Below are 16,041 nucleotides of genomic sequence, written 5' to 3' on the forward strand. Positions count from 1 at the left end.
ATTCAGATGAACACCGAAGAGCCCGGCGTCTCCGCCGCGGTCGAACTCCGCGCGGTGCGCAAGACCTTCGGCGAGGTCACCGCCGTCGACGGCGTCGACCTGGAGATCGGCGACGGGGAGTTCTTCGCCATGCTGGGCCCCTCCGGGTCGGGCAAGACGACGGTGCTGCGCATGATCGCCGGGTTCGAGACGCCGACCTCCGGGTCGATCGGCCTCGGCGGCCGCGACGTGACGAAACTGCCGCCCTTCGAGCGCGACGTCAACACCGTCTTCCAGGACTACGCGCTGTTCCCCCACATGAACGTCCTGGCGAACGTCGAGTACGGCCTCAAGGTGAAGAAGGTCCCGAAGGCCGAGCGCCGCGAGCGCGCCCTGCAGGCGCTGGCGTCCGTCCGTCTCGAGGGGTTCGAGACGCGTAAGCCGGGCCAGCTGTCCGGCGGGCAGCGGCAGCGCGTGGCGCTGGCACGTGCGCTCGTCAACCGCCCCAAGGTACTGCTGCTCGACGAGCCGCTCGGCGCCCTCGACCTGAAGCTGCGCGAGGAGATGCAGGTCGAGCTGAAGGCCATCCAGCGGGAGGTCGGCATCACCTTCCTGTTCGTGACGCACGACCAGGAGGAGGCGCTGACCATGGCCGACCGGGTCGCGGTGTTCAACGCGGGCCGGATCGAGCAGGTCGGGACTCCCGCCGATGTGTACGAGGAGCCGGCGACGGCGTTCGTGGCCGGGTTCGTCGGCACCTCGAACCTCATCGAGGGCGAGGCGGCCCAGTCGATACTCGGCCGGCCGGGCGTGTACAGCGTCCGGCCGGAGAAGCTCCGCGTCGACACGGATCTCGACGCGGAGCTGCCCGAAGGCGAGCACTCCGCGACCGGCACGGTCGCGGAGGTCGTCTACGCGGGGGCGGCCACTCGGTTCGTCGTCGATCTCGACGCCGGGGGCCGGTTGGTGGCACTGCAGCAGAACCTGCAGTCCTCGTCGATGGACGTGCTGAAGTTGCGCGAAGCCCGGGTCAGGCTCGCGTGGCGTCGTGAGCACGAGTTCGCCATCCCCGGTCCGACGTGATGCCGGCCGGTCACCGCCCGACCGGCCGTCTCGCCGCGGCGTGAGTCGCGGTCTTCCCCGAGAAAACCCCTCATCTGATCGGAGTTCTCATGCGCGCCACGCGCCTCGCGCTCGTCGCGGTGGCCGCCGTGTCCCTTCTCGCCGCGGGCTGCGGCGGCAACAGCGGCGGGTCCCATCACGGCGGGACCGGTGCCGGAGGGTTCACGCCCCCGAACATCCCCGCGCTGCAGTCGCTCGGCCAGGGCGAGGGCCAGGTCAACCTGGTCTCCTGGGCCGGCTACGTGGAGGACGGCTCGAACAACAAGGCCCTCGACTGGGTCCACCCGTTCGAGCAGCAGACCGGCTGCAAGGTGAACAACAAGGTGGCCGGCACGTCGGACGAGATGGTCAGCCTGATGAAGACCGGCCAGTACGACGCGGTCTCCGCGTCGGGCGACGCCTCGCTGCGACTGATCGCCGGGGGCACCGTCGCTCCGGTCAACACGGGCCTGGTCCCGAACTACGCCGACATCTTCCCGGACCTGAAGAACAAGCCGTGGAACTCCGTGAACGGCAAGATGTACGGCATCCCGCACGGCCGTGGCGCGAACATGCTGATGTGGCGGACGGACAAGGTCAACCCCGCGCCCGACTCCTGGAGCGTGGTCTTCGACCCGAACTCCCCGTACAAGGGCAAGATCACCGCGTACGACTCGCCGATCTACATCGCCGACGCCGCGCTGTACCTCATGTCCACCCAGCCCGCGCTGGAGATCAAGGACCCGTACGCGCTGGACCAGAGGCAGTTCGACGCCGCGGTGAACCTGCTCAAGGAGCAGAAGCAGATCGTCGGCGAGTACTGGTCGGACGCCACCAAGATCCAGCAGTCGTTCAAGGCCGGTGACACCGTCCTCGGCACGACGTGGCAGGTCATCGCGAACGGGCTGTCGGCCGACAAGACCCCGGTCCAGACGGTCCTGCCCAAGGAGGGCGCGACCGGGTGGTCCGACACCTGGATGGTCGCGGCCAAGGCGCAGCACCCGAACTGCGCCTACAAGTGGCTCAACTGGGTCGTCTCCCCGAAGGTGAACGCGCAGATCGCCGAGAGCTGGGGCGAGGCGCCGGCCAACAGCAAGTCCTGCGACCTGACCGACGACAAGAACTTCTGCACCACCTACCACGCCGCCGACGCGCCGTACTGGACGAAGGTCCACTACTGGAACACGCCGATCACGCAGTGCCTCGACGGGCGCAAGGACGTGAAGTGCGTGGACTACGCCAAGTGGACGCAGGCCTGGACGCAGATCAAGGGCTGATGAGCACCACTGTCACGCCCGGCGGACCGGTTCGCCGGTTCGCCGGGCTGCTTCACCGCAGGCCGTACCTCCGCCTGGCCGCGCTGCTGTCCGCGCCGCTGCTCTGGCTCGTCGTGGCCTACCTCGGGTCCCTCGCGGCCCTGTTCGCCGCGGCGTTCTGGACCACGGACGACTTCACCGGCGAGGTGGTCAAGCAGTTCAACCTGGGCAACTTCCAGGAGCTGTGGAACCAGAGCGTCTACCGGACGATCACGCTGCGGAGCGTCGGCGTGGCCGCCGCGGTCACCGTCATCGACACTGCGGTCGCCTTCCCCATGGCCTTCTACATGGCCAAGATCGCCTCACCGCGCGCGCAGCGCTGGCTGGTGATCGCGGTGCTGACGCCGCTGTGGGCGAGCTACCTGGTCAAGGCATACGCCTGGCGGATCATGTTCTCCGGGTCCGGCGTGCTCAGCTGGATCCTGGACCCCTTCGGGATCCACGGGCCCGGGTACGGCCTGCCGGCCACGATCGTGACCCTGGCCTACCTCTGGCTGCCGTACATGATCCTGCCGATCTACGCGGGCCTGGAGCGGCTGCCGAACTCCCTGCTGGACGCCGCGGGTGACCTCGGCGCCCGCACCTTCCGGACGTTCCGCACCGTCATCTGGCCGGTGGCCGTCCCCGCGGTGATCGCGGGATCGATCTTCACGTTCTCGCTCTCGCTCGGCGACTACATCACGGTGAAGATCGTCGGCGGCAAGAGCCAGCTCATCGGCAACGTCGTCTACGACAACATCGGCGCCGCCGACAACCTGCCGTTCGCCGCGGCCGTCGCGACGATCCCGGTGGTGATCATGGTGATCTACCTGGTCGCCGTACGCCGCACCGGCGCGCTGGACAACCTCTGACCGCCGGGGGAGACCTGCAATGACACTGTCACGAGGGGCGCGCGTCGCGCTCCGGATCGGGATGATCATCGGCCTGGCCGTCATCTACGTGCCGCTGTTCGTCGTGCTCGTCAACTCGTTCAACGCCGACAAGGCGTTCGCGTGGCCGCCGTCGCACCTGACCGGGCACTGGTGGTCGACGGCGTGGGGCAACGGCGGCGTGCGCACGGCGCTGTGGACGTCGGTGAAGGCCGGGCTCGGGGCCACCCTGGTCGCGCTGGTGCTGGGCACGATGGCGGCGTTCGCCGTGCAGCGGTACCGGTTCTTCGGCCGCGACACGGTGTCGCTGCTGGTCATCCTGCCGATCGCGCTGCCCGGCATCGTCACGGGCATCGCGCTGAACAACGCCTTCCGTACGGTGCTGTCGCCGCTGGGGATCCAGCTCGGCCTGTTCACCGTCGTCGTCGGTCACGCGACGTTCTGCGTCGTCACCATCTTCAACAACGTGCTGGCCCGGCTGCGCCGGCTCGGCACGCGCGTCGAGGAGGCGTCGGCCGATCTGGGCGCTGACACCTTCCAGACATTCCGGTACGTTACTTTTCCGCTACTGCGTTCCGCGCTGCTGGCCGGCGGGCTGCTGTCGTTCGCGCTGTCGTTCGACGAGATCATCGTGACGACGTTCACGGCCGGGGCGGGGGTGCAGACGCTGCCGATCTGGATCTTCAACAACCTGTTCCGGCCGAACCAGGCACCCATCGTCAACGTCGTGGCCGCCGCCCTGATCGTGCTGTCCGTCGTTCCGGTGTACCTCGCTCAGCGCGTCTCCGGGGACACCCGCGGCCTGTAGCCCCGGGTGTGCCGGGACGACGCCATGAATCCAGGAAGGACCGCTCGCAATGAAGCGCACCGTCCGTAACTTCGTGAACGGCTCGGCGGTCGACGCCGCCGACGGCCGCACCGCGGACCTGATCAGCCCCGTCACCGGCGAGGCCTTCGGCACTGCCCCGATCTCGGGGCAGGCCGAGGTCGACGCGGCGTTCGACGCGGCGTCGCGCGCGTTCGAGACCTGGCGCGACACCACGCCCTCCGAGCGGCAGCTCGCGCTGCTGCGCATCGCGGACGCCATCGAGGCCCGCGCCGAGGAGCTGATCGCGCTGGAGTCGGAGAACACCGGCAAGCCGATCGGCCTGACGGCGTCGGAGGAGATCCCGCCGATGGTCGACCAGATCCGGTTCTTCGCCGGCGCGGCGCGGCTCCTGGAGGGCCGCTCCGCCGGGGAGTACATGGCCGGCCACACCTCCTGGATCCGGCGCGAGCCGATCGGCGTGTGCGCGCAGGTCACGCCGTGGAACTACCCGATGATGATGGCGGTGTGGAAGTTCGCGCCGGCCATCGCCGCGGGCAACACGGTCGTGCTCAAGCCGTCCGACACCACTCCCGCGACGACGGCGCTGCTCGCCGAGATCGCCGCCGAGTTCCTGCCGCCGGGCGTCTTCAACGTCGTCTGCGGCGACCGCGACACCGGACGGCTCCTCGTCGAGCACCCCGTGCCGCAGATGGTCTCCATCACCGGGTCGGTGCGCGCCGGGACCGAGGTCGCCCAGTCGGCCGCCGCCGACCTGAAGCGCGTCCACCTGGAGCTGGGCGGCAAGGCGCCGGTCATCGTCTTCGACGACGCCGACATCGAGGCCGCGGCCGAGGCGATCGCCGTCGCCGGCTACTTCAACGCCGGCCAGGACTGCACGGCCGCGACCCGCGTGCTGGCCGCCCCGGGCGTCCACGACGACTTCGTCGCCGCGCTGACCGAGCAGGCCGCTCAGACCCGTACCGGCCTGCCCGACGACGAGGAGGTCCTCTACGGCCCGCTGAACAACGCCGTGCAGCTCGACCGGGTCGCCGGCTTCATCGACCGGCTGCCCGACCACGCGTCCGTGACCGCGGGCGGCTCCCGTACGCGCGAGCAGGGCTTCTTCTACGAGCCGACCGTCGTCTCCGGGCTGCGGCAGGACGACGAGGCGGTGCAGCAGGAGATCTTCGGCCCCGTCATCACCGTGCAGCGGTTCTCCGACGAGGACGAGGCCGTCCGCTGGGCCAACGGCGTGAAGTACGGCCTGGCCTCCTCGGTGTGGACCCGCGACCACGGCCGGGCGATGCGCGTCTCGCGGCGGCTGGACTTCGGCTGCGTCTGGATCAACACCCACATCCCGCTCGTCGCCGAGATGCCGCACGGTGGGTTCAAGCACTCCGGGTACGGCAAGGACCTGTCGATGTACGGCTTTGAGGACTACACCCGCGTCAAGCACGTGATGTCCAACATCGAGGCCTGACCGTTCCCGTGCCTCCGCGCCGGTCGCGGCATGGCGAACGCCCATGCCGCGGCCGGGCGCGCTCGCGTCACCGCGCGCGGGACCTCGGTCGCCCCGGTCGCCGGCCGGCGTTGGCCGGAATCCGACGTCACGCTCCGATCCGGCCCGGACCGGGCGATGCGGCGGGGATGATGACGCCCATGTTGATACGTCATCGTGGGCGGCGGCCGGTCGTCGACCCGACCGCGTACGTCGCGCCCACCGCCGTGCTCGCCGGGGACGTCTCGGTCGGGCCGCGGGCACGCGTGATGTACGGCGCGGTGCTGGACGCCGAGGACGAGCGGATCGAGGTCGGCGAGTGCTCGGTCATCTGTGAGAACGCCGTGCTGCGCGGCGCCGTGACGCTCGACGACCACGTCTTCGTCGGTCCGCGGGCGACACTGCTCGGCTGCGCGGTGTCCCGTTGCGCGTATCTGGCGACCGGCGCGACCGTGCTCCAGGAGGCCGTGCTGGGACCCGGCTCGGTCGTGGCGATCGGCGCGGCGGTGCACGCCCGGGGCCGGCTCCCCGAGGAGTTCTTCGTCCCGCCGAACACCGTCTTCGTCGGCGGGCGCGTGTACGCGCCGGGAGATCCGGAGCTGCCCCAGGCGATCAAGGCGGTCGGCTTCACAGCGGTGGCCTTCGGGGTGGAGATGGCCTGGGAGGACCGCATCGCCCGCTACGAGCGTGTGGCCGAGGTCCGGTCCGCGCAGTTCGGCGCGCATGCCGACGACGAGGTGGTCGGCTGACCGGCGGCCGCGGCGATTGATGATCTACAACGTAAAGGCGGCCGCTCTCAGGCGTTGAATCCCCGGCCTCTCAGGCGTTGAGCTCGTGGCGCAGCACGCTGTAGACCATGACGTCCCGCCAGGCGCCGTCGCGGAAGCCGTAGCCGCGCAGCACGCCCTCATGGGTGAACCCGGCCTTCTGCAGCGCCCACTGCTCGGCCGTGTTCGTGACCTCGGTGATCGCCTCGATCCGGTTGACCTGCGTGTGCGCGAACAGGTACCGGACGAGCAGCCGCTGCGCCTCGGTGCCGTACCCGAGACCGCGGACCTCGGGCCGCATGGCGACGCCGATGTTCCAGCAGTACGACCTGAGCGACGTGGGCTGCTTACGCCACGAGACCAGCCCCAGCCGCTCGTCGCCGCGCACCACCATGAGGACGCCCTGGTCGTCGTCGATCAGGCCGTTCTCCTCCCAGCGCCTACGGAAACGCCACTGTTCGAACCAGCCGAGCCAGCCGTGCTCCCCGGTCGCCTCCGGATCGCCCGTCAGCCTCTCGATCACCGCGAGATCATCCCGGTCCGCAGGCCGCAACCGCAGCTCGTCATCGCCCATGGCGGCAAAGCTTAGGGTCGCCGCCGGGCGCCAACAATCGGGTGAGCCCCCCGGATCCCGTCGCCCGGCCTCGTACGGGCGCGAGTCCCAGGGGGCCACCGGCCGGTCAGGCCGCGTCCAGCTCCGCGACCTCCTCCGGCGTGAGCTCCAGCTCGGTCGCGGCGGCCGAGTCACGGATCGTCTCCGGGCGGCTCGACCCCGGGATCGGGATCACGACCGGGGACTTCGCCAGCATCCAGGCCAGGCAGACCTGCTGCGGGCTCACCCCGTGCGCCCGCGCGACCCGTTCGAAGGCGGAGTGGACGGCTCCCAGGTCACCGGCCTTGGAGATGCCGCCGAGCGGGCTCCAGGGCAGGAAGGCGACCCCCAGCTCGTCGCAGAGCCGCAGTTCGGGCTCGCTGCTGCGGAACCTCGGTGAGAACTCGTTCTGCACGGAGGCCAGGCGGCCGCCGAGGATCTCCCGCGCCTGGCGGATCTGGTCCGGGTTCGCGTTCGAGATGCCGGCCATCCGGATCTTGCCCTCGTCGAGGAGGTCGCGGATCGCCTCGATGGACTCGGCGTACGGGACGGCGGGGTCCGGCCGGTGGAACTGATAGAGGCCGATCGCCTCGACTCCGAGCCGCTTGAGCGACGCCTCGCACGCCCGGCGCAGGTGGTCGGGCGAGCCGTCGAGCGCCCAGCTCGCGCCGCCGGGCCGGGTGTGACCGCCCTTCGTCGCGACCAGCACGTCCGAGGTGTCACCGCCGTACGAGGCCAGGGCCCCGGCGATGAGCGACTCGTTGTGCCCCACATCGTCCGCGCCCAGGCTGTACGCGTCGGCCGTGTCGATGAGGGTCACGCCCGCGTCGAGAGCCGCATGGATGGTGGCGATGGAACGGCTCTCCTCCGGCCGTCCCTCGATGGACATGGGCATTCCCCCGAGCCCGATCGCGCTGACCTGGACATCGCCGATCCGGCGAGTACGCATGAAGCAACCTCCGAGACATCCTGCATGAGAAACGGTCGTCGCCCTCGCGCGGCACCTGGCGGTGGCGCGACCGGCGACCCCGGCCCCCTACCCGCGAACGGTCGGCATCCTCCGGGGCGGGCGACCTCGTCAAGCCTGCTCGCCGAGGGCATCGCCTGTCCAACAGAAGAAACCGATGAGATTCAGCAGCCGGAGTGCTCAATTAGAGTGCTCGACCGTGGAACTGCGGCATCTCGAGTACTTCCTGGCGGTGGCCGAGGAGGCGCACTTCACCCGCGCCGCCGAACGCCTGCACCTGGCCCAGTCCGGCCTGTCCGCGTCGATCCGCGCGCTCGAACGCGAACTCGGCGCGCCGCTCTTCGTCCGGAGCACCCGCCGGGTCGAGCTGACCGAGGCGGGCCGCGCCCTGCTGCCCGAGGCCCGGCGCGCGCTCGCCGGCGTCGCCGCCGCCCGTAACGCCGTCGCCGCCGTCCAGGGCCTTCTGCGCGGCACTCTCCGCATCGGCGCGGAGCAGTGCCTGTGCGTCGTGGACCTTCCCGCGCTGCTGTCCCGGTTCCGGTCCGTGCACCCCGGCGTCGAGATCCGGCTGCGCCAGACCGGCTCCGCCCACCTCGTCGAGGAGGTACGGGGGGCGCGCCTCGACCTCGCGTTCGTCGCGACCGCGGAGGAACCGCCGGTGGGCGTCGCCCTCACCCCGATCGCGACGGAGCCGATGATGCTGGTCTGCCATCCGGGCCACCGGCTCACCGCCCGCGACGCGGTCGACTGGTCGCAGCTGGAAGGCGAGTCCTTCGTCGACTTCCACGCCGACTGGGGAGCGCGCCAGGTCACCGACCGGGCCTTCGAGGCGGCCGGCCTCCGCCGGCGCGTCGCCCTGGAGGTCAATGACGTGCACAGCCTGCTCGACTTCGTCGGAGCCGACCTGGGCGTGGCCCTGGTGCCCCGGCCGATCGCGTACAAGGAGCACAAGAACGTACGCGTCCTGCCGCTGCGGGATACGCCGTCCTGGCGCGTGTCGGTCGCGCTGCCCACGGACGGACCGGCGAACAACCCGGCGTCCCGGGCGCTGCTCGACATCCTCGGCGAATGCCTCGCCCTGCCCGCCGACGCGTCCCCGCTCCCGGTACCCGCCACGCCCTGACCTCGCCCGGAAGGCTCACGGGGCGGTGTGCCGGTCGCCGGCGGCCGCGCGGGGACCGGGAGGGCGCGCGCCCGCGCGCCACTCGTCTTCGAGGATGCCGAACACCTCGGAGTCGCGCCATCCGTCCCGGATCAGCGCGACGTGGCGATGCCGTCCCTCCCACGTCATGCCCAGCTTGGCCAGCACCCGCGCCGACGCGAGATTCCGCGGATCACAGGTGGCGAAGATCCGGTGCAGTCCCAGCCGCTCGAAGCCGTGGGAGAGCAGCCGGCTCCCGATGGCCGTGCCCACACCCTGCCCCCAGGCTCGCGGGTGCACGACATAAGTGATCTCGCCTCGGCGCTGCTCGAAGCTCCGGACGTGCAGTTCGCCCATGCCGACCACGTCCTCCCCGGCACGGGCCACGTAGGCGAATCTCTTCTGGGGCACGTGCGACCATGCCTCGACCGCGGCCGCCACGAACTCCCGCGTCTGCTCCTCGGTGTTCGGCCCCCAGAGCTGGAAGCGGCAGACCGCGGCCAGGGAGGCCCAGGAGTGCACGGCCTCCCAGTCGGCGGGCTCGATCCTGTCCAGCGACACCGGGCGTTGCTCCATGGCCCCGATCCTGCCAGGCGGCGCTCTACGGCAGAATCCCGTCATGACCGTTGACCGGATCGCCCCGCCGATCATCGGGGGAGAGCGCGAGATGCTGCGCGCGTTCCTCGACTACCACCGTGCCACGCTCGCGATGAAGTGCGAGGGACTGTCCGACGAGGACCTGCGCCGCGCGTCGGTGCCGTCCTCGGCGTTGTCCCTGCTCGGTCTCGTACGCCACATGGCGGAGGTGGAGCGGACCTGGTTCCGCATCGTGATCGATGGTGAGGACATTCCCCTGGTGTGGTCGGACGCGGGCGACTACCAGGTGGCGTACGACGCGAGCGCCTCGACGCGGTCGGAGGCCTTCGCGGCCTGGCGGGCGGAGGTCGAGCACGCCCGCCGCATCGAGGAGTCCGCCGAGTCCCTGGACGTCACCGGTCATCAGCCCAAGTGGGGCGAGGACGTCTCGCTGCGCATGGTGATGCTGCACCTGATCCACGAGTACGCCCGGCACAACGGCCACGCCGACCTCATCCGTGAGGCCATCGACGGCACCGTCGGCGTCTGATCCGGGGTTCCGGATCCCGCGCTCGACGACGGCTCGAGCCGGGTAACGGCTCAGCCCATCGTGGCGAGGTAGCGCGATAGGGCCGAGACGTCGCCGGCGTCGGAGATCAGCCCGATATGGCCGTCGGGACGGATCCGCACGAGGGTGCGGTCGGCCGCGCCGTAGGCGCCGGTGAGATGGCCCTCGGTGTCGGCGATGTCGCCGGGGCCGGTCGGTCGTCCGACGACGTGGAGAGTCCGGAGGCCGGCCGGAGGGACGGCGACCGCGGTCGGTGCCCCGAAGTTCAGCAGCGTGAAGCGCCCGCCGCGGGTCAGGTCGAACAGCCGGCGTTCGCCCTCCGCCGTCGTCAGCCCGGTCGCGTCGGGGGCGCGGTCGCCGGCGCGGAGCCGGGCGGTCTCGTCGCGGTCGTCGCGCGCCAGGGCGGAGCCGCGATAACTCACGTTGAGCTGCATGGTGCTCGCGTCGCGGCGGGTGGGGATGCCCTTCTCTTCGAGCGCCTGCTCGAGCCGAGCGTTCGAGAGGGCGAGCACGCCGGGCGCGACCGGTCGCCGCTCGGCCTCGTAGCTGTCGAGCAACGCCGGCGAGGCGCCCTTCGCGACCGCCGCGAGTTTCCAGCCGAGGTTGTGCGCGTCCTGGATGCCGGTGTTCATCCCCTGGCCGCCGGCGGGGGAGTGGATGTGCGCGGCGTCGCCGGCGAGGAACACGCGACCCTCGCGATAGCGGTCGGCGAGGCGGACGTTGGCGCGCCACAGTGACGACCACTCCGGCGCGTGGAGGCGGATGCCGGTGTGGCCGCTCCGCCGCTCGGGGATCTCTTGCATGTTCGCGAGGCCGGGCTCGGGGTCCTGCCCCGGCGCGATGCCGGCCTGGTACTGGAGGACGTCGGTCGAGGGCAGCGGGCAGAGGCCGAGGAGGCCCTCCTCGTGCCGCCACATGTGCCAGGCGTCGCGATCGAGGCCGTCGACCCGGACATCGGCGACGATCATCCGCACCTCCTCGCGGGTATCGCCCTCGAAGGCGATGCCGGCCTGCTTGCGGACGATGCTGTGGCCGCCGTCGCAACCGGCCAGCCGGCGCGCGGTGACCGTCTCGGCCTCGCCGCCCTTCACGACCACCGCCGACACGGACTCGTCCGACTGCTCGAAGCCACTGAGCGCGGTGCCGAACTCGACCGCGCCGCCGAGCTCCGCCAGCCGCAGCCGCAGCGCCTCCTCGACCCGCCATTGGGGCGTGACCAGGCTTGCCGGGTAAGGGATGTCGGGGCGTTCCCCGAGCGTCTCGGTGCCGCCCAGCGTCGTCCGGCCGTCGAGAGCGGCCGACCGGATCGGCAGTCACGGAACACGCCGACAGTGCTGATCGTCCGTGCCGGCCCGACCGGGCTGACGCTGGCCTGCGAGCTCGCCCGCAGCGGCGTCTCGTTCCGTTTGATCGAGGCCGCCCCCGGTCCGCGGCCCGGCTCGCGCGGCAAGGGCGTCCAGCCGCGCACCCTCGAGGTGTTCGACGATCTCGGCGTCGATCGCGTGATCGCCAACGGCCGGATGGTCTCCCGCAGCGGCCGTGCCGCGAGCGCTCGCACACCGCGTTCAGCGGCACGGCCTACGGCGTGAGCGAGTGGATCGCGGTGATGCCGGCGAGGATGAGACCGATCCCGGCGAGGAACTGCTCGCGGTCGTCGTGCCCGCGCACCTGGTCCGCGACGGCCCGGGTGAACGGGTAGTCGTCGGGGTCGAGCCGTTCCCATGCCGTCGACACGGCGTCGAGGAACTCGGTGCGGTCCACGTCGGGCCCGAGAGCGCCGGCGCTCGCGGTGTTCGCGGCGTTCTGGCCGGCGGCGCCGAGGATGTAGTGCATCAGCGCCGACGTCGCCGTGAACCAACCGCCCTCGGGTACGCCCAGCGCGCGGACCTGCCGGCCGATGCCTTCGAAGATCCGCGGCGCCACCGTCCCCTCGGGACCGCGGGGGAGCTGCGTCGCGAGCTGCGCGGCGAGCCACGGGTGTTCTTCGACCGCGTCGAACAGGCCGAGGGCGACGGCGCGGATCCCGTCCTGTGGTGAGCCCGGTGGGTCGGTGGGCTCGATGGCCACGGCGGCGGCGACGACGGCGTCGGTGGCGGCGGCGAGAAGCTCGGCCTTGCCCGTGATGTGCCAGTAGATCGCCCCGGCGCCGGTCGCGAGGCGCTCGGCCAGCGCGCGGAAGGTGAGACCGCTCTCACCCGCCGTGTCGAGGAGTTCGACGGCGGCGCTGACGATGCTCTCCCGCGAGAGCGGCTCCTGCCGTCGTTCCGGACGACGCGTCCTGCCTGCCATGCGCTCATTCTAGGCGTCGTGGAACGCCATTCCAGCTTGACAATGCTGGAACGCCGTTCCATGCTGGCGCCTTGGAACGACGTTCCAGAGATGATCCGCCGGGTCTCCGCCGGCGGTCACGATCAGGAGGAGATCACCATGACGCGTCACGTCACGATCATCGGCGCCGGACTCGGCGGCCTCACGCTCGCCCGCGTCCTGCACGTCCACGGGATCCCGGCCACCGTCTACGAGGCAGAGCCCTCCCCGACGGCGCGCGCGCAGGGCGGCATGCTCGACATCCACCACCACAACGGCCAACCGGCCCTTCGGGCGGCGGGCCTGATCGAGGAGTTCCACGGCCTCGTCCTGGAAGGCCGCCAGGCGTCACGGGCCCTGGCCCCGGACGGGACCGTTCTGTTCGAGGAACACGACGACGGCACGGGTGGACGCCCCGAGGTGATGCGCGGTGAGCTTCGGCGGATGCTGCTCGACTCGCTCCCGGCCGGCACCGTCCGGTGGGGGCACAAGGCCGGCGGCGTTCGTGCCCTCGGCGAGGGCCGCCACGAGGTGACCTTCGCCGACGGCACCTCCGTCGTCACGAGCCTGCTGGTCGGCGCGGACGGCGCGTGGTCACGGGTCCGGCCGCTGCTGTCCGACGCCGTACCCGAGTACGTCGGCATGTCGTTCATCGAGACCTACCTGTTCGACGCCGACACCCGGCATCCGGCCGCCGCGAAGGCCGTCGGCGGCGGGACGATGTTCGCGCTCGCGCCGGGAAAGGCGATCCAGGCCCACCGGGAGAGCGGCGGGACCCTCCACACCTACGTGGCGCTCCGCAAACCGCAGGACTGGTTCGCCCGCGTCGATCTCACCGATCGCGCCGCGGCCACCGCGCGGATCGCGCGGGAGTTCGACGGCTGGGCACCGGAGCTTACCGCGCTGATCACCGACGGTGACACCGCACCGGTCCTGCGCCCCCTCTACACCCTGCCCGGCGGGCACCGCTGGGATCGGGTGCCGGGCGTGACCCTGCTCGGCGACGCCGCCCACCTCATGCCCCCGTCCGGCGAAGGCGCCAACCTGGCCATGTACGACGGCGCCGAACTCGGCAAGGCCATCGCCGCGCACCCCGACGACATCGAGGCCGCGCTCACCGAGTACGAGCAGGCCCTGTTCCCCCGCAGCGCCGCGGAGGCCGCCGACGCCACCCACCTCTACGAGCTCATGTACGGCGACGACGCGCCACACAGCCTGATCGACATGTTCACCGCGCATGAGTAGCCGCTCACCCGGAATCGGGCTGAGCCCGATGTCGCTCATCGCCTGACCATAACCTGATGAGGCGATGTCCTGGCTGGTCCTGATGGTCCCAGGAATGACAGGAACTTCTCCGCATGTCGCCCGGCAAATAGCGTTTTCCGCGGATCTTTCACATCGATCCTTTCTTTGTGAGTGAGGAGAAGTGCGATGGCGGATAGCGAGGCGGGGGCCGGTCGAGACGGCGCCGTCCGGCGGGTGGCGATCGTGACGGGTGGGAGCCGGGGCATCGGCCGATCGGCGGTGCTGGACCTGGCCGCGCACGGAGTCGATGTCGTCTTCACCTACAACTCCGAGGCCGGCGCTGCGGACGAGGTGGTCGCCGAGGCGCGCAAGCATGGACAGCGGGTCAGTGCCCTGCAGTTGGACGTGAGCGAGGTCGACACGTTCGGCTCCTTCGTCGAGGAGGTGCGCGCCGAACTCACCGCGTGGGGCACGGACCGATTCGACTACCTGGTCAACAACGCCGGGATCTGGCACACCGCCTCGTTCGCGGACACGACACCGGAGGATCTCGACCGGCTCTACGCCGTCAACGTGCGGGGAGTCTTCTTCGTCACGCAGAAGCTCATCCCGCTGCTCCGGGATCGGGGACGGATTGTGAACCTGTCCTCGGGGCTCGTGCGCTTCGTGTTCCCGGGCAAGGCCGCGTACGCGATGAGCAAAGGCGCGATCGAGCCGCTGACCAGGTACCTCGCCGCCGAACTCGCCCCGCGCGGGATCAGGGTCAACACCCTGGCTCCCGGCGCGACGGCGACCGACTTCAGCGGCGGCGTCATCCGGGACGACCCGAACTACCGCAAGCGTGTCGGGGAGATCACCGCGCTCGGCCGCCCGGCCGAGCCGCAGGAGATCGGCTCGGTGGTCGCCGCACTGCTGTCCGACGACATGCACTGGATCAACGGCGAGCGAATCGAAGCGTCCGGCGGCATGCGGCTCTAGCCCCTGACCACACCCACATCATCCAGCGAGGGAACCTGAGCCATGACCAGCACGACAAGACAACGAGTCATCGCCGTCGAGGAGCACTTCGTCACGGAACGCTATTGGAACCAGACCGAGAACCTTGCGGTGGCGCCGGGCGAGGAGATCGAACAACAATTCGTCCTCAACTTCGTGCAGAACCCGCGGATGCGCCCGCGGCTCAGCGACATCCCTACGCGACTGGCCGAGATGGACGCGGCCGGCGTCGACCTCTCGGTCCTGAGCCTCAACCCGCCCGGTGTGCAGATCTACGCCGACGCTGCCCGTGCGACGTCGCTCGCGCGCGATATGAACGACACGCTCGCGGAACTCATCCGTCGGTACCCAGGGCGATTCGCGGGCCTCGGCGCCGTCGCGCCGCAAGATCCTGAGGCCGCAGCCACTGAGGTGAGCCGAGTGATCGGGAAGCTGGGGTTCGGCGGAGTCCTCATCGGATCCCACACCCACGGCCACTACCTCGACGAGCCGGACATGGAGCCGTTGCTCGCGGCCCTCGAGCATGAGAACGCCACGCTGTACCTGCATCCGCGCTCGCCCAGCCCGCAGATGCTGGCCCCGTTCACGGACTACGGCATGGTCGCAGCACTGTGGGGATTCCAGGCCGAGGTCGGAACGCACGCGATCAGGCTGATCATGAGCGGTGTGCTCGACCGCCACCCGAACCTGAAGATCGTGCTAGGCCATCTCGGAGAGGGACTGCCGTTCTGGCTCTGGCGACTGGACAACATCTACGAGAAGACCCTTGGTTGGGCCGGCGACCTACTCGGCATGGTGAAGCTGGAACTCAAGCCCAGCGAGTACGTACTGCGCAACTTCACTCTCACCACCAGCGGTATGTGCGACCAGGACGTCTTCGCCTACACCCTGCGCAAGGTCGGGGCGGAGCGGCTCATGTTCGCAGTCGACTACCCGTACGAGGACAGTCACGTCGCCACCGAATTCCTGGATGCGGCCGACCTCACCGCCGAGCAGCGCGCCCTTGTGAGCCATGCCAACGCGGAGCGGCTGTTCCGCATCCCAAATACAGATCCACGCGAATGAGACGAGCCGGCCGCTGTCCGATCCAACACACCGCCGTAGACGGCGTGCCGCCACGAGGCGCCGTACCGGCCCCCCGGGACGTTGCTGGGACAGCAGGGGACCGGGCTGCAACGACCTCGGAGCACCTGGAGGCGAGCAGGGCCTGTGCACGTAGGGTACGGGGATGGGCCGGGCCCGGCAGGCGCCTCCCAACCCGGCCCGCGCATGCCGCCATTACTCGATGACTACCCGAGACCTCGCTGCGAC

At 70.5% G+C, this 16,041-nt stretch carries 17 protein-coding genes; 12 read left to right on the forward strand and 5 right to left on the reverse strand.

The genetic code is table 11. From position 1 onward, the window contains the following. The first annotated feature begins 6 nt into the window (after window positions 1–6). From NDW01_RS14800 to NDW01_RS14825, 6 genes are all read left to right on the forward strand, one after another. Window positions 7–1,062 carry an ABC transporter ATP-binding protein gene (locus NDW01_RS14800; protein ID WP_252820856.1) on the forward strand — a complete coding sequence of 352 codons (1,056 nt, stop codon included), beginning with the start codon at window positions 7–9 and terminating at the stop codon, window positions 1,060–1,062. An 89-nt stretch (window positions 1,063–1,151) separates the two neighbouring features. Then, entirely contained in the window at window positions 1,152–2,357 is a 1,206-nt protein-coding gene (locus NDW01_RS14805) for an ABC transporter substrate-binding protein (RefSeq protein WP_252820857.1), read from the forward strand. Further along, complete coding sequence (locus NDW01_RS14810; RefSeq protein ID WP_252820859.1) at window positions 2,357–3,247, forward strand: ABC transporter permease; 891 nt, start codon at window positions 2,357–2,359, stop codon at window positions 3,245–3,247. Before NDW01_RS14805 ends, NDW01_RS14810 begins: the two co-directional genes overlap by 1 nt. A 19-nt stretch (window positions 3,248–3,266) precedes the next feature. Further along, on the forward strand, window positions 3,267–4,073 hold the full coding sequence (locus NDW01_RS14815; RefSeq protein WP_252820861.1) for an ABC transporter permease: 807 nt from the start codon (window positions 3,267–3,269) through the stop codon (window positions 4,071–4,073). A 49-nt stretch (window positions 4,074–4,122) separates the two neighbouring features. Then, window positions 4,123–5,553, forward strand: a complete 1,431-nt coding sequence (locus tag NDW01_RS14820; protein WP_252820863.1) for a gamma-aminobutyraldehyde dehydrogenase — start codon at window positions 4,123–4,125, stop codon at window positions 5,551–5,553. A gap of 179 nt (window positions 5,554–5,732) precedes the next feature. Further along, the gene (locus tag NDW01_RS14825) at window positions 5,733–6,320 is read left to right on the forward strand and encodes a gamma carbonic anhydrase family protein (protein ID WP_252820865.1); all 588 of its coding nucleotides are present in this window, start codon (window positions 5,733–5,735) and stop codon (window positions 6,318–6,320) included. Between the two features lie 70 nt (window positions 6,321–6,390). Here the strand turns inward: NDW01_RS14825 and NDW01_RS14830 are convergent, their stop codons facing one another. Together NDW01_RS14830 and NDW01_RS14835 are read right to left on the reverse strand one after the other, a co-directional pair. Continuing rightward, on the reverse strand, window positions 6,391–6,912 hold the full coding sequence (locus NDW01_RS14830) for a GNAT family N-acetyltransferase (protein ID WP_252820867.1): 522 nt from the start codon (window positions 6,910–6,912) through the stop codon (window positions 6,391–6,393). Between the two features lie 106 nt (window positions 6,913–7,018). After that, window positions 7,019–7,879: an aldo/keto reductase gene (locus NDW01_RS14835; RefSeq protein WP_252820869.1), complete on the reverse strand. Its 861-nt coding sequence runs from the start codon at window positions 7,877–7,879 to the stop codon at window positions 7,019–7,021. 217 nt (window positions 7,880–8,096) lie between these two features. Here NDW01_RS14835 and NDW01_RS14840 point away from each other — a divergent pair, with 217 nt between their 5' ends. Beyond that, complete coding sequence (locus NDW01_RS14840) at window positions 8,097–9,020, forward strand: LysR family transcriptional regulator (RefSeq protein WP_252820870.1); 924 nt, start codon at window positions 8,097–8,099, stop codon at window positions 9,018–9,020. 15 nt (window positions 9,021–9,035) lie between these two features. On the opposite strand, the gene NDW01_RS14845 is transcribed toward NDW01_RS14840, so the two are convergent. After that, complete coding sequence (locus NDW01_RS14845) at window positions 9,036–9,614, reverse strand: GNAT family N-acetyltransferase (protein WP_252820871.1); 579 nt, start codon at window positions 9,612–9,614, stop codon at window positions 9,036–9,038. Between the two features lie 43 nt (window positions 9,615–9,657). Between NDW01_RS14845 and NDW01_RS14850 the strand changes: the two genes are divergently transcribed. Then, window positions 9,658–10,164 carry a DinB family protein gene (locus tag NDW01_RS14850; protein WP_252820874.1) on the forward strand — a complete coding sequence of 169 codons (507 nt, stop codon included), beginning with the start codon at window positions 9,658–9,660 and terminating at the stop codon, window positions 10,162–10,164. A 50-nt stretch (window positions 10,165–10,214) separates the two neighbouring features. Here the strand turns inward: NDW01_RS14850 and NDW01_RS14855 are convergent, their stop codons facing one another. Then, window positions 10,215–11,495 (reverse strand): FAD-dependent monooxygenase, encoded by a 1,281-nt coding sequence (locus NDW01_RS14855; RefSeq protein WP_308211713.1) that lies wholly within the window; start codon window positions 11,493–11,495, stop codon window positions 10,215–10,217. 18 nt (window positions 11,496–11,513) lie between these two features. Between NDW01_RS14855 and NDW01_RS14860 the strand changes: the two genes are divergently transcribed. Next, window positions 11,514–11,771, forward strand: coding sequence for an FAD-dependent monooxygenase (locus tag NDW01_RS14860; RefSeq protein WP_252821445.1), 258 nt, complete (start codon window positions 11,514–11,516; stop codon window positions 11,769–11,771). Here NDW01_RS14860 and NDW01_RS14865 read toward each other — a convergent pair. Next, window positions 11,761–12,471, reverse strand: a complete 711-nt coding sequence (locus NDW01_RS14865; RefSeq protein ID WP_252820875.1) for a TetR/AcrR family transcriptional regulator — start codon at window positions 12,469–12,471, stop codon at window positions 11,761–11,763. The genes NDW01_RS14860 and NDW01_RS14865 overlap by 11 nt on opposite strands. A 138-nt stretch (window positions 12,472–12,609) precedes the next feature. Here NDW01_RS14865 and NDW01_RS14870 point away from each other — a divergent pair, with 138 nt between their 5' ends. The 3 genes from NDW01_RS14870 to NDW01_RS14880 all read left to right on the forward strand — a co-directional run bounded on the left by NDW01_RS14870 (window position 12,610) and on the right by NDW01_RS14880 (window position 15,795). Then, complete coding sequence (locus NDW01_RS14870; protein WP_252820877.1) at window positions 12,610–13,734, forward strand: FAD-dependent oxidoreductase; 1,125 nt, start codon at window positions 12,610–12,612, stop codon at window positions 13,732–13,734. Window positions 13,735–13,920: 186 nt separating this feature from the next. Continuing rightward, window positions 13,921–14,712, forward strand: a complete 792-nt coding sequence (locus NDW01_RS14875; RefSeq protein ID WP_252820879.1) for an SDR family NAD(P)-dependent oxidoreductase — start codon at window positions 13,921–13,923, stop codon at window positions 14,710–14,712. Between the two features lie 42 nt (window positions 14,713–14,754). Beyond that, the gene (locus NDW01_RS14880) at window positions 14,755–15,795 is read left to right on the forward strand and encodes an amidohydrolase family protein (protein ID WP_252820881.1); all 1,041 of its coding nucleotides are present in this window, start codon (window positions 14,755–14,757) and stop codon (window positions 15,793–15,795) included. The last annotated feature ends 246 nt before the right edge of the window (window positions 15,796–16,041 follow it).

It is taken from the genome of Actinoallomurus soli, from assembly GCF_024055715.1.
GTDB classification, from domain to species: Bacteria; Actinomycetota; Actinomycetes; order Streptosporangiales; family Streptosporangiaceae; genus Actinoallomurus; species Actinoallomurus soli.